The sequence below is a fragment of the Fulvivirga sedimenti genome (assembly GCF_020328055.1).
On the sequence record NZ_JAIXNE010000004.1, the window covers coordinates 175,657 to 196,358 of the forward strand.

18 protein-coding genes are annotated in these 20,702 nt (G+C 42.8%); 10 read left to right on the forward strand and 8 right to left on the reverse strand.

What is annotated here, in order from left to right:
* Nucleotides 1-124: 124 nt before the first annotated feature.
* Together LDX50_RS18845 and LDX50_RS18850 are read right to left on the reverse strand one after the other, a co-directional pair.
* Nucleotides 125-2,776 (reverse strand): T9SS type A sorting domain-containing protein, encoded by a 2,652-nt coding sequence (locus LDX50_RS18845; protein WP_225697752.1) that lies wholly within the window; start codon nucleotides 2,774-2,776, stop codon nucleotides 125-127.
* 223 nt (nucleotides 2,777-2,999) lie between these two features.
* On the reverse strand, nucleotides 3,000-3,704 hold the full coding sequence (locus LDX50_RS18850; protein WP_225697753.1) for a carbohydrate-binding family 9-like protein: 705 nt from the start codon (nucleotides 3,702-3,704) through the stop codon (nucleotides 3,000-3,002).
* Nucleotides 3,705-3,972: 268 nt separating this feature from the next.
* Between LDX50_RS18850 and LDX50_RS18855 the strand changes: the two genes are divergently transcribed.
* The gene (locus tag LDX50_RS18855) at nucleotides 3,973-4,476 is read left to right on the forward strand and encodes a hypothetical protein (RefSeq protein WP_225697754.1); all 504 of its coding nucleotides are present in this window, start codon (nucleotides 3,973-3,975) and stop codon (nucleotides 4,474-4,476) included.
* 62 nt (nucleotides 4,477-4,538) lie between these two features.
* Here LDX50_RS18855 and LDX50_RS18860 read toward each other — a convergent pair whose 3' ends face one another.
* Nucleotides 4,539-5,144, reverse strand: a complete 606-nt coding sequence (locus LDX50_RS18860; RefSeq protein ID WP_225697755.1) for an MCP four helix bundle domain-containing protein — start codon at nucleotides 5,142-5,144, stop codon at nucleotides 4,539-4,541.
* Nucleotides 5,145-5,430: 286 nt separating this feature from the next.
* Here LDX50_RS18860 and LDX50_RS18865 point away from each other — a divergent pair, with 286 nt between their 5' ends.
* Nucleotides 5,431-6,372: an alpha/beta hydrolase gene (locus tag LDX50_RS18865; RefSeq protein WP_225697756.1), complete on the forward strand. Its 942-nt coding sequence runs from the start codon at nucleotides 5,431-5,433 to the stop codon at nucleotides 6,370-6,372.
* A 5-nt stretch (nucleotides 6,373-6,377) separates the two neighbouring features.
* Here the strand turns inward: LDX50_RS18865 and LDX50_RS18870 are convergent, their stop codons facing one another.
* The gene (locus LDX50_RS18870; RefSeq protein WP_225697757.1) at nucleotides 6,378-7,325 is read right to left on the reverse strand and encodes a bestrophin family protein; all 948 of its coding nucleotides are present in this window, start codon (nucleotides 7,323-7,325) and stop codon (nucleotides 6,378-6,380) included.
* Between the two features lie 118 nt (nucleotides 7,326-7,443).
* Here LDX50_RS18870 and LDX50_RS18875 point away from each other — a divergent pair, with 118 nt between their 5' ends.
* From LDX50_RS18875 to LDX50_RS18890, 4 genes are all read left to right on the forward strand, one after another.
* Entirely contained in the window at nucleotides 7,444-8,007 is a 564-nt protein-coding gene (locus LDX50_RS18875; RefSeq protein ID WP_225697758.1) for a transposase, read from the forward strand.
* Nucleotides 8,008-8,188: 181 nt separating this feature from the next.
* Nucleotides 8,189-9,007 carry a DUF6090 family protein gene (locus LDX50_RS18880; protein ID WP_225697759.1) on the forward strand — a complete coding sequence of 273 codons (819 nt, stop codon included), beginning with the start codon at nucleotides 8,189-8,191 and terminating at the stop codon, nucleotides 9,005-9,007.
* Between the two features lie 46 nt (nucleotides 9,008-9,053).
* Nucleotides 9,054-10,190 (forward strand): alpha-hydroxy acid oxidase, encoded by a 1,137-nt coding sequence (locus tag LDX50_RS18885; RefSeq protein ID WP_225697760.1) that lies wholly within the window; start codon nucleotides 9,054-9,056, stop codon nucleotides 10,188-10,190.
* Entirely contained in the window at nucleotides 10,191-10,388 is a 198-nt protein-coding gene (locus LDX50_RS18890; protein WP_225697761.1) for a hypothetical protein, read from the forward strand.
* 141 nt (nucleotides 10,389-10,529) lie between these two features.
* On the opposite strand, the gene LDX50_RS18895 is transcribed toward LDX50_RS18890, so the two are convergent.
* From LDX50_RS18895 to LDX50_RS18905, 3 genes are all read right to left on the reverse strand, one after another.
* A complete protein-coding gene (locus tag LDX50_RS18895) occupies nucleotides 10,530-10,715 on the reverse strand; it encodes a hypothetical protein (protein ID WP_225697762.1) in 186 nt (61 codons plus the stop codon).
* Nucleotides 10,715-10,939, reverse strand: a complete 225-nt coding sequence (locus LDX50_RS18900) for a hypothetical protein (RefSeq protein WP_225697763.1) — start codon at nucleotides 10,937-10,939, stop codon at nucleotides 10,715-10,717. Before LDX50_RS18900 ends, LDX50_RS18895 begins: the two co-directional genes overlap by 1 nt.
* A 288-nt stretch (nucleotides 10,940-11,227) precedes the next feature.
* The gene (locus tag LDX50_RS18905; RefSeq protein ID WP_225697764.1) at nucleotides 11,228-11,458 is read right to left on the reverse strand and encodes a hypothetical protein; all 231 of its coding nucleotides are present in this window, start codon (nucleotides 11,456-11,458) and stop codon (nucleotides 11,228-11,230) included.
* Between the two features lie 157 nt (nucleotides 11,459-11,615).
* Between LDX50_RS18905 and LDX50_RS18910 the strand changes: the two genes are divergently transcribed.
* Nucleotides 11,616-12,176, forward strand: a complete 561-nt coding sequence (locus LDX50_RS18910; protein WP_225697765.1) for a helix-turn-helix domain-containing protein — start codon at nucleotides 11,616-11,618, stop codon at nucleotides 12,174-12,176.
* Nucleotides 12,177-12,214: 38 nt separating this feature from the next.
* On the opposite strand, the gene LDX50_RS18915 is transcribed toward LDX50_RS18910, so the two are convergent.
* Entirely contained in the window at nucleotides 12,215-14,986 is a 2,772-nt protein-coding gene (locus LDX50_RS18915) for a hypothetical protein (protein ID WP_225697766.1), read from the reverse strand.
* A gap of 292 nt (nucleotides 14,987-15,278) precedes the next feature.
* On the opposite strand from LDX50_RS18915, the gene LDX50_RS18920 reads away from it, so the two are divergent.
* Genes LDX50_RS18920 through LDX50_RS18930 form a run of 3 tightly spaced genes read left to right on the forward strand, consistent with a single transcriptional unit; the run spans nucleotide 15,279 to nucleotide 20,685 of the window.
* Nucleotides 15,279-18,410 carry a glycoside hydrolase family 2 TIM barrel-domain containing protein gene (locus tag LDX50_RS18920; protein WP_225697767.1) on the forward strand — a complete coding sequence of 1,044 codons (3,132 nt, stop codon included), beginning with the start codon at nucleotides 15,279-15,281 and terminating at the stop codon, nucleotides 18,408-18,410.
* 11 nt (nucleotides 18,411-18,421) lie between these two features.
* On the forward strand, nucleotides 18,422-19,846 hold the full coding sequence (locus LDX50_RS18925; protein WP_225697768.1) for a hypothetical protein: 1,425 nt from the start codon (nucleotides 18,422-18,424) through the stop codon (nucleotides 19,844-19,846).
* A gap of 2 nt (nucleotides 19,847-19,848) precedes the next feature.
* Complete coding sequence (locus LDX50_RS18930; RefSeq protein WP_225697769.1) at nucleotides 19,849-20,685, forward strand: glycoside hydrolase family 16 protein; 837 nt, start codon at nucleotides 19,849-19,851, stop codon at nucleotides 20,683-20,685.
* The last annotated feature ends 17 nt before the right edge of the window (nucleotides 20,686-20,702 follow it).

A 20,702-nucleotide genomic window follows, 5' to 3' on the forward strand; every position in this document is an offset into this window, starting at 1 on the left:
CAGTCCATTGCACTGCCTTCTGCTTCAGGGGGTAAGGCAGGAAATTGAATTGGCTCATTGCCATACGCAAATGTCAAAGATCTCCGTCAGACGTTGACAACTATACCGTCAAGTGGTTATTATTTCACGGCTTCACCAACCTCTTCAGTTCCACTTTATCCCCGGTAATGATCCTGACCAGGTAAACCCCGCTGGGGTATTGGGAAATATCAAGTTGTACATTGCCGAGGCCGTTACCCGGATCAAGCCAAGACTCATAAACCATCTTCCCTGAATTATCCAACACCTGGATATGGGTCTTATGAGATGGATCCTGTTTCCAGTCAACAGTCACTTTACCCGAATTGGACGGATTGGGATATATGCTCATCGAGCTAACTTCTTCCGGGGCACAGCCGGCCAGGATTTCTTCAATGGTACAGGAATTATTTTTAAACACAAATTCACCTGTGATTGATCCATTTTTCAACAGGTTGTACAATCCGCAACAGTCTCGGATAACATTTACTCCCTGGATATCCAATGAGCCTACAGATTCCAGATCCTCCAGGTCGTCAAAAGATTCCAGATATAAATTATTAAGACGCAATCCTCCCACCTTCGATTTTCCTTTCAAACCCACAAGGATGTCTTTCGGGCCATTGTATTCCACATGCAGAAAACTATTTTCTCCCAATTTTGGAATAATTCCCGTATACAGTGTAGAATCAAATACCCAATATAGACGAAGTGTATCAATGCAAGGAACGTTCGGCAGCCAGTTTGAATTGCTCAAATGCAACTCATCCTTATCAATAGATAGATTATCTTCGATGAAAACATAATCAATAGTATCCATCAACGATACTATTTGACCTTTGGTCTTAGCCCATTTGAAGTCAATTCTGCCTAACGAGGAGAGATTTGAAAATGAGCCCAGATCAATAAAGGTGCCTGTAATATTTAATGATTCCCCTATGAATTTCAAATTTTGAAATCCGGGGAATTCCATCTGATCATAGCTTCTATAACCATAGAAAACAAGACTTCCTATAATGGAATCGAGTTGAAGGAAAGGTGTTGTTTCAATAGCTTCATTACTTCTTAAATACAGGCTGCCACCTAACGTCTTACACGCAAATTTATCCACATCATCCTGGGTGTAGACATAGTAATCCCCTTCACATGGAAAATCGCACAAATGCATCAGATCATTCAATTCAATGGCATTTGATTCAAAGATCAAATTTCCGGTTATCTCACCTTTGGACAGCAGATTACATAACGCCGAGTAATCTTCAGACTCCACTGCAATTAATTCAAGTTCATCAATCTCCATCAGCGATTCAAGTCCTCTAAATGTGTTTACAAACGCTGTTTGCAAATGAATCCCCCCAATTTTAGTTCTGCCTTTAAATCCATCAAATGAGTTAAAATAAGCAAATTGATCCCCGACATTATAAGCAAAGAAATGTCCATCATCACTTAAATATTTCAAAATATAATCATTACCAAAATAAGGGGTGTTGTAAATGGCAATTGTATCAACTGAGGGTACTAATGGCATCCAGTCGGTGGTTTTATCACCCCAGATTCCATTTAAATGTACTGACTCAACCTTATGGGTTAATTCCACAAGCTTACCTTTCTGAAATATACTATCAAGACAGATTTGCCTCACATGATTCAGGCTGGCAAGCGACGAAAAGTCAAAAATTTTTATATCCGGATTAATTCCATTATTAATGTAGAGTCTGTTCCCAATGAAGGCAAGGTTAGAAAACCCGGAATGATCCGCCTGATCAACATCAATTATGAGGTCCCCTTTTATGGAATCCAGGACCAGCAGCGGCGAGGTATCTACCTCTTCTCCCATCGTCCTCAAAGTGAGATTACCTTCAACCGTTTTACAAGTGAAATTATCGATGTATTCCTGGCTCTTCAGTACAATATCACCCGAACATGTATAACACCCTGACAGAATATCTTCCAGGCTACAGGAATTGTTGGAAAAAACAAACTCAAGAGGTTGGGGATCTCCCCGAAGGTAATGCGAAAGGCCACAACACCCTTCTGATGTCCGCACATTCGAAACAATGAAATAATCTGCCGAATCCAGCTCAGACAGACCGTCCAGGCTGAGACCATATGCCCCGGTCAAATCCAGCCTTTTTAGATGATGAATTCCTTTCAGTCCATCCAGTTTAGAAAATGCGGAGTAGTTCAGCGTTAACTCCCCTCCTTCCGGAATCCTCGAGAGAAACGCTTCATTGTGATCAGCGGCGATCGTACTGTTAAGAACCAGCGTCTGAATGGTGTCAATATTATTCAGCCATGTGATATCCTGAAAATAAGAAGCATACATGGACAGATGGCGCAAATACTTCAGGGCAGGAAATGAATTAACCAGTGTCACCTCGTTTACAGAGAGGCTTAAAAGGCTGTCCAGCTTCTGTAATGAACCAATCTCAATTCGGGTATCACCGCTGGATCCGCCGCGGGAGGAAATCTTTAACTCCCGGGCTTGTTTGAGGTTTCTTAATCCGCTCAGGTCAGGGGATATTTCAGGAGAAAACTCGATATACAGGGTTTTATGGACTTCGGTAAGAATTGAGAGGGGTTCTAAATTCAACTCCTCCGTTATGATCAGGGTTAAGTTCCCGTCAACAATAGCACAATTAAAATTGTCCAGGTCTTCCTGGTTCTGAATTTTAATATCTTCACTGCATATGGACTGGCTTTGAACACCATAAATCCCCATGAAGAAGATAAGAAAGAGGGTAGTAATGGTTTTCATATGTACGCATATTTTTTACGAATTTTTTATTCAGCATTATCCGTATAACTGCCTTGAAAAAATTTACAAAAGCATGAATTGAAAGGCAATGACGATTGTCATACCTGGAGGAAAAGTGTGATCCCCATAGTTGCTTTGCAGGAGGTTGTTTTTATGTGGTGATTGTACGGAGAGGTGACCAAAACGACTGCGGCGTCACGCTTAAACGGCTGAAAGAAACCCTCTATTCAAACCTGACTCTTCCGAATAACTTGTATTCATGAAAATTCTTTACGATGGGTTTCCATTCCCAACGGTCGCGCATGCCGGAATCATAATCCATCCTGTAAATATTCATTCGCCATTCCATACCGCTGGAGGGAGGCACGTTTCTCAGTGGCTTAAGTAATTCATAAGGAATGAAGAACTCTGCCGTCCACGATTCCACCGAAGCCATACTTTTCTTCTCCCCTCCTTTTACGCTTGTCTGATGTTTGATCCGACGTCCTCCTTCATAATGCCAGGGAATCCACCCCAGAAAGTCGCCGTCAAAATTTGGAATAATAAGAACAAGCTCATAATTCAGCGGGGATATCTCATATTCAAAATATAAGGGATGTTCTTCATCTGTCCAGAGAAATACCTCTACAACATCTTCATTGTACAGATCAGTATTGTCTTCAGTGAGTGATGATGTGAGTTTGCGGTCCTCGCATTCAACCAGGAAATACATTCCTTGATCCGAATAAAGCACCTTAGCCTGAGTACGCATCTTTTCTCCGTTACCGGTTCGCTGAGGTATCTCAAACCAGTCTGCTTTTCCCCATTCTCCGGCTGAACCATGGCCGGTTATTTCAAAATCAGAAGTTCGATGAATGGTCATTGGATTTTCCTGTGATGTTGCCACGATTGAAAAAAGGATTAAAGTGAGCGTACATAAAATTTTCATTAATCGAATATAAGCATTCGGACCGAGCTTTTTTCGGCTGATATGGAGTCTGACACTAAAGATGTATGACCGCAGCTCTTATTCTCACTGTGCGAAACGTCAACCGCGGGGAACAAAAACAAGTTGATTTAACCGCCTGGTCCTGTAGGTGAATCATAATAGCAAAGGCAAATTCCTTAAATCAAATATATTATATTGATTAAGAATTAAATATAACCGGCTGTTTGCTATCAATATAGGTTGTAATGAGCCTAAAACATTGATTTACATGGATTACGAACTTATCATAAATTCCGTCGCAAGTTTGGGAGTCATCTTATCCGTATTTTTTCTTGCCTACCAGATAAAGAAAAATACTACTGCTGTTAAAGCCAATTACTCTGATTCATTAAACAGGACCAACATGGAGTATTTGAGACAAATGATCGAAAACAGCGAGTTGGGTGAATTGATGGAAAGGGCATGCAATGGCTGGGATGAACTGGAAGAAAATGAAAAAAGAACTTCCAACTTCATGTTCATACAACTCTTCAGGCATTGGGAAAACATGTATTATCAACACGAGCTTTCTGTATTGGACAAACGGCTCTGGTCAAGTCATCGCAATACGATGATCGGCTATTTTCATCATAAGGGAACCCAGGAATGGTGGAAACACAGGAGGGTGGCTTTTGCCCGGGAGTTCAGGGAGTTTCTTGAAAATAGTGATAAACCGGCAAAGATCTACCCCACTATTAAGGATTTAACTGGTCAAAGTTTCACTGAAGAATGACAATAAAATAATTTAAAAGAAAGAGCCACTTTTATCAATACATAGTTAATGCAGGTAGGTTTTCAACCGTTCACTTTATAGATAATCAGAATCTGCACAATCAGGCCGATGGCAATCAATACCCCGATCTCAATTTTCGAAATGAGATCACTGTTGGCAATTGCCCGGTTTGAATACTCAATCTGCCGCTTCCCTTCCGTTAACTGGATTTCTGATAGTTTGGCAAGGAGGCTCTCAATTTCCTGGTACTGTTTTGTCACATCATTCCGAAGACTGTCATCCATAGCTTCCCACTGGTTTTCAACCTTTTCCAGCGTGGCTAATTTATCACGGACATCTCGCAGTAGTCCGGCCTCCCTGGAAGTGAGCTTTGTGCCGGAATACAGATCCATAAGAATCTGTAAAGAATCATTGGCCGTAGTTAAAACCTCAGGAATATGTTCCTCATCCCCAGTCATAATGGCCAGCTCCTTATGCTTGAGTTGTGCCGACATTCGGAAAATATAATTTTTTGCTACCAGCCGGTCTTCATAAACTGTTTTAAGCGTTTTCTTAACAACCTCAAAATGATGATTATCCATCATATTGGTCGCCAGAACCAACAAAAACACCAGCATCAGCGCAGCAAGTAATTTTAATTTCCGGAAGAACTTATTATTCCATTTCATATATGCATAACATTTAATTCCTGTTCAAAAGGCTCAAACCGGTCTTCCGGCAATGGCCTTAACGATATAACAACCTGATAGTTCTACAGCAAAGAATATGCCCTTTACTAATATAAACTAATTTTCTAAATCACATAAGTCTGCCGTATTCAGGCTGTAACTGCTTGTTTGTTGATTCATTGTTTGGTTTTCAGAATTAATTCCCTTCCATTTGATTGAAGTCATTTTATGGAATTTATACTAAATTGATTCTTTCTCATCATATAAATCATAAACCTGCATACAAATGAAAGGTTTTCAATCCCGAATTCACTGGCTATCCATAGCAGTGTATTTAATCTGTATCACTTCGACCATCAACGCCCAGGACGGAACCATTTATCCCCTGGAAGCTCCTGATGAACCAAATGCAATTCTTTTAAATACTGGCGGCGTGGAGGACCAGACTTCTCCCGAAACCTGGTTCCGGCAGTGGGGAGATCCGATGGCTCGGAATATTTCAATTGCCACCCTCACTCCTTTCCTTCCAGACCCGGAAAAAGCAACAGGCGCAGCCGTGATTGTAGCTCCCGGCGGAGGTTTCCGATGGCTATCCATGGGCAACGAAGGATGGGAAGTAGCAGAGGCGCTGGCAAAGCAGGGAATTGCTGCCTTTGTCCTGAAATACCGCCTCTTTCCTACCGCGGAGAAACTCGAGGACTTTTCCGACTGGATGAACCGTCCGAGACCAGCACCTTCAGATAACTCATCCGATACGCCTCCCTCCCGACCGCCACAAGTGGATCTTTCCAACCAGCTTGAAGATGCCGAAGCTGCCTATGCCATCATCGTCGACCGTGCTGAAGAATGGGGTGTGGATACCGACAGAATCGGGATGATTGGTTTCTCGGCCGGTGCAGGCCTCACCATGCATTCTACCTTGTATTCAAAGACCATGAAGCTGGCTTTTATTGGTCCTATCTATGGTGGAATGGGACCTGTTGATGTGCCTGAAGACGCCCCGCCGATGTTCAACGTGATCGCCACGGATGATTTTCTTTTCCGAGGTCAGTTTGGAGTGATTGATTCCTGGTATAAGGCAGGCATACCTGTTGAGTTCCATTTATATCAGAATGGCGGCCACGGTTTTGGTCTCGGCAATCCGGATCGCACCAGTAATCGCTGGTTTGAAGCATTCATCCACTGGCTGGATGTAAACAAATTTCTGACTGCCAGCACAGATCATTAATTTCCTCACATCAACACCCCATCAACAGGTTTCAGTTTTTCCGGAATTACATCGGATTCTACAGCTTCAAGCATATCTATTTCGATTGTATTGCAAATAGCATCCAGGGGTACGTCCCATCTGAAGTTTTCAAACGGATTGGCAATTAGAATTCCCAACCGGTGTATCGAGTAAAACGCCCATGAAATCATTACCGTAATAGGAAAGACCAGCCACCAACCATTCATTTGATCGAAAATGGGCAACAGTGCAAAGGGAAGAAACAGGATAAATAAGTCAAGCAGGATACTGTTAAATAGTTCGTAAGCCTTCGGAAAAGGCGTCCCTTTTATACGTTCCGATTTACCCTGGTAATCTGAAAACCGCGTAAGGGTGTTATCAAGTTGCATATGACGGAAGTCATCGATGAGTCCGGCACGCTGACAGTCTTCCAGTTTTTTTCCCTGCTGGATGAGCAGCTGCGTTGCCTTATTCGATTTGTCCCTGACCTGTGCCAGCGTATGCTCATTCAGAGTACTGTAAACTTTATCATTCCACATGTCTTGATCAGCAATGCCTCTTAACTGCAGTTTGAGCGCATTGATGAAACCTATGTGAGTATTGACGATATCTCGTTGAATCTCTTTCAACTTAATGGTTTCAGGATCATTGGCATTGTCCAGATTAATCATTGACAATACCTGTCGGGCATAGGACCGACTGTCATTTACCATTCCGCCCCAGATCTTCCGTGCTTCCCACCAGCGATCGTATGCCGAACCATTGCGGAACCCCAGAATTATCGCCAGCGCCGTACCCAGCGTAGCAATAATCGCCATTGGAATCTGCCATGAATTAACACCATAATTAAAATGAAGAACGGTGGCCAGTACAGTTACACTCAGGCTGAACAATATATTCTTCCAGCTGAATTTAAAAATGAAAGGCCAGTTAATCTTATTGTGTGTAATCATTGGTTGAAGGTTAAGTACAATGGAAACTATTGTTGATTAGACTAAGTAATAGAAAAAAAGACATTTTACAATGAATATGGACATTCGGTGACCGTCACAAAGCTTAATCTTAAGGTTTATGGTTCGTCTATTCAGAGGAAAATATCGTATCGATACAATCCGCTTATCAAACTGGGACTATGGCTGGAATGGGGCATATTTTGTAACCATATGCACAAAAAACAGGTTTCACTGGTTTGGAAATGTCCGGGATGGCAAGATGAAATTATCTGAAATCGGAAAATTGGCAGACCAATGCTGGCTATCGATACCGGATCATTTTCCTTTTGTCAAATTGGGCAATCATGTCATCATGCCGGATCATGTGCATGGGATAATAATTATTGACAGGCCTGTGGACATTGGCAATCCTGCGGAGGCGCAAGATCTTGCGCCTCTAGTCGCCATGCCGAAAAAACCATTATTACAATCCAATAATATTTTCGGCCCACAATCCAAAAACCTGGCATCAATCATCCGGGGTTACAAAATCGGGGTGACAAAAAATGCCAGGAAAATTCACCCGGATTTCATGTGGCAATCCAGGTATTATGACCGTATAATCCGGGACGAAATGGCTTACCGAAATATTTCAAGGTACATTAGGAACAATCCCGTCAACTGGATGAAAAATTTAGGATAATCAGATTTATCAAATGACTCCGGCTCATTTGTCGCGATACTATTTCAGAAAATAATAATCTCCCAAATAACTATTTATTCCATGAACATAGTATCTTATCAACTGTATTCATTCCAAATTAAATATTCATTTCCAACAACAGCCTGAATAAGCGAATCATCAGCACCTTCCTACTATCTTTATGATCACACTCTTTCGTAAAATCAGACGCAAACTTCTCACGCAAAATTCATTTACCCGCTATATTTTGTATGCCTCAGGTGAGATCGTTTTGGTTGTGATCGGAATCCTCATCGCCCTTCAGATCAATTCGTGGAATCAGCAAAGAAAGGATCGTCAGCAGGAGCAAATAATACTGAATCAACTTCATCAGGAGTTTATGAGTAACCTGGATCAGCTGGACGAAAAAATTGGTATCAGAAAATCCATCATACATTCCTCGTTACGCCTGTATGATTATATTGATCACCCGGAATTAAGATCAACCGACAGCATATACTCGCATGTATCCACACTCGGCATTGCTCCTACATTTGATCCGATCATCAATGATCTGATCGGTTCGGGAAAATTACAGCTTCTCCAAAACCAGGAATTAAAAGAAAGACTGTCCCTATGGACCAGTGAAATCATACAGCTCACTGAAGAAGAACAAAACTGGCTTCGTTTCAGGGATGATCATTTTATGCAGTTTGTCATTTTAAATTTCAATGTCCGGAATATCGATATTTACAGGTGGAATAATAATTCTATTTCGGCCTTTTTACTGGACAGGAATGATAGTCTGGGTATCAAAGCCACACCATCTCAACATGCCGACAATCTTTTTGCAATTCTTGATATACCCGTTTTTGAAAATCTGGTTGCCCGGGGCAAATTATTGAATGAGATTGCCAATTTACAGTCCTACGCCCTGCGAAAACGAATTGTAGAAATTATTTCACTGATTGAAAAAGAAATGAATACGAAACCCGAACCCCTGAAAACAGATAATGAATAATCCGAACAAATCAATTATTAGCCAACGTAGACAGTTCATCCGGTGGATGGGTTTATCTTCTCTCGCGCTGGCATTACCGTATGTCGGATGTGATATCAAGGACAGACCCGTGTTACTCGAGGAAATACAGGAGGCAGATCTGGCCCTTCTGAAGAATATATTTGACCTTGAAAAGCTTTCCGGCGAAGCTATGGGAGAAGATGCTTTGTCCTACCTGAATGGCGGTGCCGACGACCTGAAGACGGTACGGGCAAATCACGAGGCATACGGAAACATCCAAATCCGTCCCAGGAGATTAGTCGATGTCCGCAATATTTCCACCAAAATCGAGCTTTTTGGCAAGGAACTGGATAATCCCATCATCCTTTGTCCGGTAGGATTTCAGAAAGTATTTCATCCCGATGGAGAAATTGCCAGCGCAAAAGCAGCTGTAAACAGAAATCATCAAATGATTGTCTCTTCCGTATCCAATTTCTCGGTAAACGAAATAGCAAAAGAATCAGGCGCGGATTTATGGTTTCAGCTTTATCCAACTTCAGATCGTGCCATTACTAAAAAGTTGCTGGACCGGGCTATGGCTGCTGGCTGCAAGGTATGCTTCCTAACGGTTGATACGCCTGTTCTTGGAAACAGGGAAAACCACGGAACAAATCTCGCAAAAATGATCGAATCGGGAGAAATTGAAATGGGCAATTTCAGGGATATTTTACCTGAAGGTATGGGGATAAATGATCCCGGAATGACCTGGGAAATGATCGGCTGGCTTCGGGAAAACTGTGATATGAAAATAGTGCTCAAAGGGATTGTTACCAGGGAGGATGCCCGCCTGGCTGTACAACACAACGTCGACGGTATTGTGGTATCAAATCATGGGGGCAGACAACTGGAAAGCAACCGGGCAACCATCGATTGTCTGCCGGAAGTCGCAGAGGAAGTGAACGGAGCATTCCCCGTTTTAATTGACGGAGGTATACGGAGAGGAACAGATATTTTTAAAGCACTGGCCCTCGGTGCATCGGCTGTATGTATCGGCCGTCCTTTTTGCTGGGGACTGGGTGCACTTGGACAACAGGGCGTTGAACTGGCCCTTGAAATTCTGAAGACGGAATTGATTCGGGATATGCAGCTTGCCGGAACTCCATCTGTCAGCGATATAACCAGTAACTATGTATTGAGGAGCTGAATGCACCTTTGGTTTTATACATGTATGGGTTTCCCTACATATATCATGTACCCGCTGGCACTGGCAAAGGGACTAGGACTGCTGGCGATCTGGCTGAAAAAATCGAGACCGCTCACCGAATCGGCGTATGCAGAATTTTTCTTTAATACACTACTGGCACTAACCGGGCATTTGATGGTCAAAGATGGGGGTCACTAAATGGCACTGGTTGCATTTGTTACCGTTATTCTCTCCTGCTTTGCTTACCGTAATTTATATCAAAAAAATAAAAATGCTAACCGGCATTTTCCTCGACGTATTTAAGACTGATCGCTGGAGCCTAAATTATGTTCTGATTCTTTAATATGTCTGCAGCTCTGCAAAAATTAACTGAAGTTCAGCCCGCGTCTTCTCCAGCTTTACCGAAAGCCTTTCCAGCATGCAGTCACGGTGACCTTCTTTAAACTCAAAATCCTCATCTGATAAAACGGAAAACCTCCGCTTCAGCATGACCTTTTGTTCCCGCCAACTTCTTAAAATTTCCATTACTTTGTTGCCATTCTGGCTTTTTTATTTTCTGCGGCTAATTTCCTGTCTTCCACCAGTTCCCGCTCAAAATAGACAAGTTCCCTTCCTTCGCGGTTATCTTCCACGTTACAGTAATATACCTGGTCAATATACCGCCTGATAACAAGTTTTCTCCCGGGATCAGTTTTGGCATACACCACATCCCCGGCAATGTAGTTGTTTTGGAAAAATCGTTTGCTCATAATGTTATTCTGCTTCGTACAATAACTATCCTAAAGACCACCAATCATAAATTCCCCGATTGAGGAATTGATCATCTAATCTTCACTTCGCTTCTTCTTACGCTTCGCTTCCTTGGCAGCGCGCTTCTCCTTTAAGTTTTTGGCAGGGGCCGTCTTATCAGATTTCGCCTTGCCTTCTCTTTCCTTTGACATGATTTCCTGGTTTATGTTTCGACATTGATTATGGGCCTGAATATCAATAAATAAAAAGGGGGATTGCCCCCCCTTCGTGTTGGCTGACCGGACTTTTTATAAAGCCTGTGCAGGCTGCACTTTTCTGATGATGTTTACAACCTCATCATGATTTTTATTGAGTCGTTTTTCCACTCGTTTAAAAAGGTCATTTTCTTTACCTGCTTCATACTTCAAATCCTCATCTGTTAATTGTGAGTACTTTGCTTTCAACTGTTTAGATTGTTCTTTCCAATCACCTGTCATTTTGAAGGCTGCAGCGGGTTTTTGATCTTTAGAATGTTCCATGATCTTATTTTTAATTGTAAAAGTATTTTTACAACAACTCAAAGGTGCGATTAACAACTACATAAAGCCTTACATAGCACCAATTCATTGTTACATCTATCACACGTTTTGGCGAAATAAACGCTAAATTGGGTATTCATGACTGCAAAGAGGAAGTATGAGGTTGTATGTTAAGTATATGGTGAGTTTGCGATGCAAAATGATGGTAAAAGAGGAATTGAAAAAACTCGGCCTTCATTATGTGATCGTAGATTTAGGTGTGGTTGAATTACTGGAGGAAATCACGGCCGAACAACGGGCCCTTCTGAAAGCAAATCTTCTTAAGTCGGGGCTTGAATTGCTGGATGACAAGAAAAGTATTCTGATTGAGCGAATCAAAAATGTAATCATCGAAATGATCCATCATTCTGATGAACTTCCGAAAGTAAATTATTCCGACTATATCGCTGAAAAATTAGACTATGACTACACCTATCTGTCCAATATTTTTTCGGAAGTAAAGGGCGTTACCATTCAGCAATATATTATCATACATAAAATTGAAAGGGTAAAAGAACTGTTGATTTATGACGAACTGACCCTATCCGAGATTGCAAATATGCTCCACTACAGCAGTGTAGGCCATCTGTCAAATCAATTCAAAAAGATTACCGGACTCACCCCTACGTTCTACAAACAGCTCAGGGATAAGCGAAAGCGGAATCTGGAAGATATTTAATACAGTGGCCAGGCCAGGAATTAAATCATTAATTCTGGTCAGTATTCCAGCACAAACTTCGAAAGGTTTTGATGGGTATCGAGTCCGAGTTTCTTACGAAGCCGGTATCGGGCTACTTCAACGCCTCTGAGGGAGACCCCCATCAGGTTGGCAATCTCCTTGGTATCCATATTTAGTCGTAAAAAGGCGCAAAGTTTCTGCTCCCCCGGCGTAAGGTCTGTGAATTCTGTGGTTAACCTGGTGAGAAAATCTCCATGGACCCGATCAAAATGGTGCTCAAACTGCTTCCAGTCTTCCTGAACTTTCAGCGTAGAATCAATTTCACGTACTAAACGGTCAAGAGATTTGCGCGTTTCTGCAACATCACCTTTCACCTTGATCGACTTGATCTCTTCTTTTATATTCTCCATGAATTCGTTCTTTACGACCAGGTTCATGGTTGAGGCTGCCAGGAGGTTGTTCACATGTCGAAGCTCGCTCTTTACCTGTTCCTCCTTTAATTCCTTCAATTCAAACTGCTTTTGTGCCAGGGCAGTTTTCTTATCCTCTTCCAGCTTTATCTCCTTGGATTTATAATACTTCCGCTGAAGACGATAAAACACATATAATCCGACAAGTGCTAATATCAAATAGATGAACCTTGCAAGTATACTCTTGTAAAAAGGCGGACTAACACGTAAAAAAATCGGGTCACTTGTAACAAGCTCACCTACATTATTGAGGGTCTGCACATAAAACTCGTAATCACCTACTCCTATGTTATTGTATTCTTTGAAAACAGTATTGCTCCATTCACTATAGTGATCATCAAAACCCTTCAAAAAATAACGGAATTGAGCATTATTCACACCTTTGAAGTTGAAGGATTCTACTTTGAACTGAATAATCTTAGTCCCCTGACTAATGGAAATCGGATCAGATCCCGGTTCATAATTCCTGAATGGCAGTCGTTCAAACAAAATTGAATCTTCCCCCACATTGTAGATTTGTTTGACTATTGGTTTTCTTTCCAGATCAAGACGAGTCTCAAATTGAGGGTAATAATAAATAAACCCTTCATTAGCATTCATCACGACGCCATTGGAAATATTCCTGGACACATTCAGCAGATCATTGTTGAAAGAGTTGCGTAAAAGGAATAGAGATGACGGAATGTAGGCATAATTATTCTTACTTACCTGCTTAAAAAATCCAACAAGATTTTCAGTATATACATGAACATGTTTCTGATTATCCTGTGCCAGAAAATAGACCCAGTTCTTTCCAATCACCTCACTAAAATTATCAGCTTCTACGATGTCATCAGTCGTCTGATCAAGCCGGTATATTCCCTTTTCAGTTCCCAGATAAATCTCGTCATCAATACGGCTGAGAATCAAGTGCCGGTCTATAGGTAAGCCTGTCAAGTCAGAAATTTTGTTTACCGTGGCTGTTTTAAGGTCATCAGATAATTGCAGTTGATAAAGTCCCTTGTAAAATTGCCCCACCCAGATACGCCCTTTTCGGTCTTCCTCGAAAAATCGACTTGATTCGTTAAACCCGCCTATCCTCCCAACACCTTCAAGCTCATCGTTTTCATTGAACCTGAATAGAAATAATCCGGAATAGGTTCCTCCAACAGCATAACCCGGATTGGATCGTAATTGACGGACAAGCCACAATCCATCGGTACTGGCACGCCGTCTGGCACGCCCATTTTCCAAAATAAATAATCCGGTATGATGACCTGCATACAGTTTATTATTGATAATCTGCATGCCGTAGGCAGGCCCCTCCGTACCTGAAAGAAATACACTGCTGGCGGCATTATTTGCCAGGAAATAGATTCCGTTTGAAGTGGTATAATAGGTTCCCTCATCGGTTTCAAATGCTTCGTAGCCACTGCCTTGCAGGTTAATATCCTCATTAATCAGCCTTGAGGCTGAATTAATATCGATCAATGCAATACCATTTTGCATACCCACCCATAGGTTACCCGTATGATCCTGGAAAGTTTTCAGACAGGCATTAGTCTGAAGGCCGTCCTCAATCGAAATATTTTCAATGGCGCCTGACTGCAGATCGTAGAAATAAATTCCTTCCTGTTGTGTTGTAATGACCAGCCGTGTATCTGATAATTCTGTTACATGATTTACATATTTCCCTTCGAGTGATTGTTGTAATTCCGGAAAAACTTCCTCTACACCTAATGGACCAGAGAACTCTATGGCTCCTGAATTATAAAACACCAGAATCCCTTCGTCCTTCGGTATAATACCGGCAACTATATCATTACGACGTTTTTGAGGAAACGATTCCGTCAGCTGAAGGTCATTAACTTCAAACAGTTTCCCGGTGGCTGACTGGGTGAAGATTTTATTTCCTGTAAAAAATGACTTGTTCAATCCAGGCTCATGACGGATCGTTTTAATAGACTGGCCGTCAAAAACAAAAATTGCCTGAAACGTGCAGAAATAAACATCAGAATTGAAGATAAATACGTTCCAGACTTCATCAAAATCACGCTCATCTTCCGGTATCTCATCAACAAGGGAAACATAGTTCCACTTCCCTTCAAAATAGCCAAAATCACCCTGTGACCCTACATATAACCTGCCGGTATGTTCATCAAATGCCAGTGACCGTTGCTTTTTTCCAGTGTTCAGCGCATATGTTTTCCATTCACTTCCATTAAATGATAACACACCAAGGTTATTGGCCACAAATAAATTCATGTCCCGGTTTTGTGCGAAATCTATATTCTGGATACCCGCAAGATAGTCCTCAGGCGTAAAGTTCTTGATCGGGTACTTACCTACCTGGGCGTGCATGTTCAAGGCCCCAATAAGGATTATCGCTACGCAACAAAATTGCTTGAGAAATTTCATAACCACATTCATGTATAACATGTTGTATAGTAAATATATGCAAATAAGCCTTATAAAGGGCTATTGGTGATAGTTTTGTAGTAGTATTTGTGGGAAATTGATGTAGTCTCTTTTTAGGAAGAGATGTTAATTTAGAACAAATTACGATCAATTCTATACATATGCATTTAACGGCGTACAGGTTTTGTCTCAATGCAATGAATAGAATCAATTTAAAATAAACCGCCTTCCGAATATGAAAAATATCTATTCAGCATTACTTCTTCTGTTGGCATCCACATTCGTGCAAGCACAGGCTGATCGGGTGACCATCCTGGAAAATAGCAATGGCATGAAGTTAGTCGTCAATGACAAGGATTTCATGATCAACGGTATGAACTGGGATTATTTCCCTGTGGGAACCAACTTCTCCTACAGTCTATGGAATCAGCCGGATGACATTATTAAAGCGGCATTGGACCGGGAAATGTCGATGCTCAAAAACATGGGAGTTAATACAATCCGCCAATATACAGGTGTTCCAGCCAGGTGGATTCAGTATATCTATGAAAACTATGGCATTTATACGATGCTCAACCACTCCTTTGGACGCTATGGATTAACGATAGATGGTGTATGGATGGCCAATACAGAGTATTCAGATCCACGTGTCAGGGAATTACTGCTGGCGGAAGTAACCCAAATGGTAAATGACTATAAGGACACACCCGGCCTTTTGATGTATCTACTGGGCAATGAAAATAACTATGGCCTTTTCTGGGGAGGTGCGGAAACCGAAGATATTCCTATAGAGGACCGGAAATCCACTGAACGTGCCAGAGCAATGTACAAGTTGTTTAATGAGGCAACCCTGGCCATGAAAGGAATGGATACTTCCCATCCCATCGCGATGTGTAACGGGGATGTGCTTTTCATTGAAATTATAAAGGAAGAATGCCCTGATATCGACATTTACGGCACCAACATGTACCGTGGAATCTCATTTGGAGATGCCTTTCAGGTGGTGAAAGATCAATTGAACAAACCAATTATGTTTACTGAATTTGGCGCTGACGCTTTCAATGCCAAAGAAAATCAGGAAGATCAGGAATCGCAGGCGTATTATATGCTGGGTAACTGGAAAGAGATTTATGAAAATGCCTATGGATTAGGTAAGGTAGGCAATTCAATAGGCGGCTTCACATTTCAATTTAGTGATGGCTGGTGGAAATTCGGTCAAACCAAGAACCTCGATGTTCATGATAATAATGCATCATGGGTCGGCGGCGGCTACACAATTGACTTGGTTGAAGGTGAGAATAATATGAATGAGGAGTGGTTTGGTATATGTGCAAAAGGGCAAACGAGTCCGCGGGGATTATATGAATTATATCCCAGAGCTGCATATTACGCCTTGAAAGATGCACATACCTTTGATCCGTTCGCACAGGGTGTGACATTGGGCACGCTGGAAGATCATTTTTCCAGCATCCAGTTAATGGATGCCGTTCTCAGGGCCCGGGGTGATAAAGCCGCTATGATTGGAGAAAGGGGTAGTCTCGTTGGTATAAGTGAACTTCGTGCCGAATTCAGCACCTACAATACCGGCGGTAAACTCATTACAACGCCTGACCAACCCGATCCGAACAACCCTACCATTCCAAACCAATTAGGGTTCGATCATATGGAATCCTTTTTCGTTGGTGTTGAAGCCAATCCGGCTGCCAACGTGCATGCAAATGTTACTTTTAACATCCTCGGTAATGTGGCCCAAAACCCCATTAATGAGATCTTCTACGAAAACCGGGGAAGGCCGCTGGCAGTCACCACCCCTACCGGTAATGCTGTACTCGACGCACTCGGGCGACTTCAGGTTTACCAGGCTGAATACAGTTGGAATAACAAATATTTTAACCTGACCGGGTTCTACCGTACAGGGCATTACCACTGGGGATATGAAGGTGATTTCTTCGGACTCTATCCGGAAGCGAATTACGGTCCGAATATAGACATCTACAATGGACTGGCTCCGCAGGGACTGGAAATAGAAGGCAAGAAAATGTTGGAAGGCTTGAAAGTCGCCTACGGCCGCGAACTGTGGTGGGGAGCCAATCCTGCGGTTTTGCTCAAATACACACGGGAAGTCGGGAATTTCAACTTTTCAGGGATGTTTCATGAGGACCTTGAAGAGCCTGGGGTAGCTGTTAGTTCCATTGCTGTTCCGCAACCGAGAACACGACGGGCATCCCTGGCGGTAGAAACTTCTTTAGGTAAATTGAAAGTGCAAGCCGGAGGAATTTGGGGAGGTCAGCCGTTGGTTGGACGCGAATTCCAATTCACGCGAGGAAGTGACGGTGATTATGAAATCTTTGTAGATAAAATTCAATCATCAGATACCTGGGGCGGAAAAATTAAACTGTCCTATTCAGCTGGTAAAATTAACTGGTATGCACAGGCCGCTTCAATGGGATTGGTAGCCAACGGTGGCGGTGACTATACTCAAACGTTCACAGGATGGAGACTCAAGGACAGCGGCAGTGGAAACCAAAACAATTTCCTTACCGGATTTACCTACAGTGTGGGTAACTGGCAAATCGCACCAAATTTCCTCTGGCAAAAGCCTCTTGTTGACCCAATGCCAGGCGATGTTCAAAATCCCGGACGACTTAGAAATATTCTGGATGACCCGTTTGTGGTTAGAAACAACAGGGAAACAGTTGCTGGTGAATTACTTCTGACATTCGACCCAACACCAGGTACATGGATGTACGAATGGGACAATGACAGGGCAGAAGATTCCAGATTTGCCGCGAGTATAGGAGTAGTTTATCGACACTTGCCGACCTCCCAGGATGCGGCCGTTATTTTTCCCGGAACCGGCCGTGTGCCTGTTGCTGCCGACGGAGCGCCCCCGGCACTGGACTTATGGGAAGTGAATGCGAGAATTGTTTCAAAAATCAATCCCGAATTAGGAATTATCGCCAACCTCTATGGCGGTAACGGACAGGCAAACGGACCTGATACCCGAACCGTCGAGCGGTACGGAGGTGAAGTGCGGGTGATTTACAAAACAATGAAACTCACATCACACCTGAAATTTAACGATTGGGGTCCTTTCGATTATCACAGGGATTTCAACCTCACTTTCCCACTTCAGGTGATGGCTGATATATCAACTTCAATCGCCAAGCAGGATTGGTTCATATTACCGAGCACAACGCTTGGCTTACGATTTACATGGCGTTCATTAAATGAGTATTCTCCCCGCTACCTGCCGAATGCCACTGCAAATGAATTTGCAAATGCTCCTATAGTAAGCCCTGTGGGATTTCCTAATGGAAATGAATGGGAAATCAGGACATATGTTAATATAAATATTGGGAAATAAGTAGACAGACAATGAAGAAGTTAAAAATTCTAAAACCAGGCATTTGTATCCCCGTCTTATTCGTCGCTGCGATTTTTTCGGGCTGCGAACGAAACCCATCAGATGATGTGGATTTCGCTAAATTTCCGGATCGGCCTGAAGTATTTATAGATGGATTCAGCGGAGGCCTGGAATACCTTCCTTTTGACGGTTCCAAACCCGATGCTTTCACCGTTGACAATGAGACAGTCTATCAGGGTTCCGCTTCCATGCGATTTGATGTACCCAACGTCGGTGATCCTACAGGGTCATTTGCAGGGGCTATTTTCCCTGATTACGGCGGCCGAAACCTTACGGGCTATGACGCACTCACCTTCTGGGCAAGGGGCAGTAAAGCCGCCACGATCAATGAAATCGGCTTTGGAAATGATTTCGGAGAAAACAAGTTTCAGGTAACCATCAACAATCTGCAAATAAGTACAGGCTGGAAGAAATATACAATTCCCATTCCTGATCCATCTAAACTGACATTGCAGAAGGGTATGTTCTGGTATGCCGAAGGACCTGAAGATGGCCAGGGATATTCGTTCTGGATTGATGAGCTGAAATTTGAAAAACTTGGAACAGTCGCACAATCCCGCCCTGCCATTCTGAATGGAAACGACGAGTCCATTCAGGCCTTCATAGGTGTGAATTTCTCAATGCCTGGCCTGACACAAACCTTCAATCTCGGCAACGGTCTGAATCAAACTATTTCTCCTGCTCCCTCCTATTATACCTTCACATCAACAAATCCGGATGTGGCCAGGATTAATGAGATTGGACAGGTATCCATTTTAGGGGCAGGTGAGGCCGTCATCACGGCAATGTTGGGAAATGTACGGGCGGCAGGATCTCTTACCATTGAATCACTCGGAAATTTTGTATCTGCACCTACCCCAACACGCGACCCTGCAAATGTTATTTCCATATTCAGCGATGCCTATACCAATGTACCTGTCGACTTCTATAATGGTTTCTTCGCACCATTTCAGACCACCCTTGGCGGAGCAGACCTGAATATCGGTGGAGATAACATTATCCGTTACACGCAACTGAACTTTGTTGCAACTGAATTCAAGAACCCGACCGTAAATGCATCAGGCATGACACACCTGCACGTTGATATTCAGGTAGAAAACCCGATCGCAAGCGGGGACTTCATTACAATTGAGCTGGGAGATTTTGGCCCTGATGGAGAATTTGGTGGTGGTGATGACTCGAGTGGAAGAGTAACAATTTCTGCTGACGAATTATCGACCAGAACCTGGCTGAGTTTTGATATCCCACTGGCAGATTTTGGTCTTTCAAGCCGAAATAATCTGGCCCAGATATTCTTTATCACCGACGGAACAAACCCTGCCCTTCCGGGCAACATCACGGAAATTCTGGTCGACAACATGTATTTCTATAAATAATTATGATGATGAGTAAAAATACACCTGACAGATTAAGATCTCTTCGGTATTTATCAATCGGACTGATACTGATCATTTCAGTATTAACCGGATGTAATTCCGACGATACGCAAACCGTCGTTACCTATAAAAACCTCGTCCTCCAGGATGAATTCGATGTTGATGGCGCGCCCGACCCGTCCCTGTGGAGCTATGAAATTGGCACAGGTAACAATGGCTGGGGTAATAATGAATTACAGTATTACACTGATCGAACTGAAAACGTTGAAGTTCAGAACGGCATGTTGCTGATCACCGCACAAAAAGAGTCTTTTGAAGGCTCAGGATACACATCAGCGCGGTTGATTACCAAGGGCAAATTCGAGCAGACCTATGGCCGGTTTGAAGCGCGTATGCGACTGCCTTACGGTCAGGGCATGTGGCCGGCCTTCTGGATGCTGGGTGCAGACATAGACACCAATCCGTGGCCCGGAGCCGGCGAAATCGACATCATGGAATACCGTGGCCAGGCTCCAACTATTGTGTTAGGGAGTGTTCACGGACCGGGTTATTCTGCCGGTAATGCCATCACGAAAAGCTATGACCTTCAGAACGACCGTTTTGATACAGGGTTCCATATTTTCGGAATCGAATGGGGGCCGAAATTTGTGAATTTCTATGTGGATGATGTTCTGTACAATCAGATCACACCCGACGATGTACCCGGTGAATGGGTATTTAACAAGCCTTTTTACATACTTATAAATCTTGCCGTTGGCGGATCATTCGTTGGACCGCCCAATAGTGAAACTGTTTTCCCGCAAACCATGCTGGTTGATTACGTGCGGATATATCAATAAGAATTAGGAACTATACG

Excerpts from the sequence above, each read along its gene's own strand:
- LDX50_RS18860 (WP_225697755.1), bottom strand. The coding sequence starts at position 5,144 with ATGAAATGGAATAATAAGTTCTTCCGGAAATTAAAATTACTTGCTGCG.
- LDX50_RS18920 (WP_225697767.1), top strand. The coding sequence starts at position 15,279 with ATGAAAAATATCTATTCAGCATTACTTCTTCTGTTGGCATCCACATTC.
- LDX50_RS18890 (WP_225697761.1), top strand. The coding sequence starts at position 10,191 with ATGCACCTTTGGTTTTATACATGTATGGGTTTCCCTACATATATCATG.
- LDX50_RS18845 (WP_225697752.1), bottom strand. The coding sequence starts at position 2,776 with ATGAAAACCATTACTACCCTCTTTCTTATCTTCTTCATGGGGATTTAT.
- LDX50_RS18910 (WP_225697765.1), top strand. The coding sequence starts at position 11,616 with ATGAGGTTGTATGTTAAGTATATGGTGAGTTTGCGATGCAAAATGATG.
- LDX50_RS18925 (WP_225697768.1), top strand. The coding sequence starts at position 18,422 with ATGAAGAAGTTAAAAATTCTAAAACCAGGCATTTGTATCCCCGTCTTA.
- LDX50_RS18855 (WP_225697754.1), top strand. The coding sequence starts at position 3,973 with ATGGATTACGAACTTATCATAAATTCCGTCGCAAGTTTGGGAGTCATC.
- LDX50_RS18865 (WP_225697756.1), top strand. The coding sequence starts at position 5,431 with ATGAAAGGTTTTCAATCCCGAATTCACTGGCTATCCATAGCAGTGTAT.
- LDX50_RS18885 (WP_225697760.1), top strand. The coding sequence starts at position 9,054 with ATGGGTTTATCTTCTCTCGCGCTGGCATTACCGTATGTCGGATGTGAT.
- LDX50_RS18915 (WP_225697766.1), bottom strand. The coding sequence starts at position 14,986 with ATGCACGCCCAGGTAGGTAAGTACCCGATCAAGAACTTTACGCCTGAG.
- LDX50_RS18895 (WP_225697762.1), bottom strand. The coding sequence starts at position 10,715 with ATGGAAATTTTAAGAAGTTGGCGGGAACAAAAGGTCATGCTGAAGCGG.
- LDX50_RS18900 (WP_225697763.1), bottom strand. The coding sequence starts at position 10,939 with ATGAGCAAACGATTTTTCCAAAACAACTACATTGCCGGGGATGTGGTG.
- LDX50_RS18850 (WP_225697753.1), bottom strand. The coding sequence starts at position 3,704 with ATGAAAATTTTATGTACGCTCACTTTAATCCTTTTTTCAATCGTGGCA.
- LDX50_RS18905 (WP_225697764.1), bottom strand. The coding sequence starts at position 11,458 with ATGGAACATTCTAAAGATCAAAAACCCGCTGCAGCCTTCAAAATGACA.
- LDX50_RS18930 (WP_225697769.1), top strand. The coding sequence starts at position 19,849 with ATGATGATGAGTAAAAATACACCTGACAGATTAAGATCTCTTCGGTAT.
- LDX50_RS18870 (WP_225697757.1), bottom strand. The coding sequence starts at position 7,325 with ATGATTACACACAATAAGATTAACTGGCCTTTCATTTTTAAATTCAGC.
- LDX50_RS18875 (WP_225697758.1), top strand. The coding sequence starts at position 7,444 with ATGGTTCGTCTATTCAGAGGAAAATATCGTATCGATACAATCCGCTTA.
- LDX50_RS18880 (WP_225697759.1), top strand. The coding sequence starts at position 8,189 with ATGATCACACTCTTTCGTAAAATCAGACGCAAACTTCTCACGCAAAAT.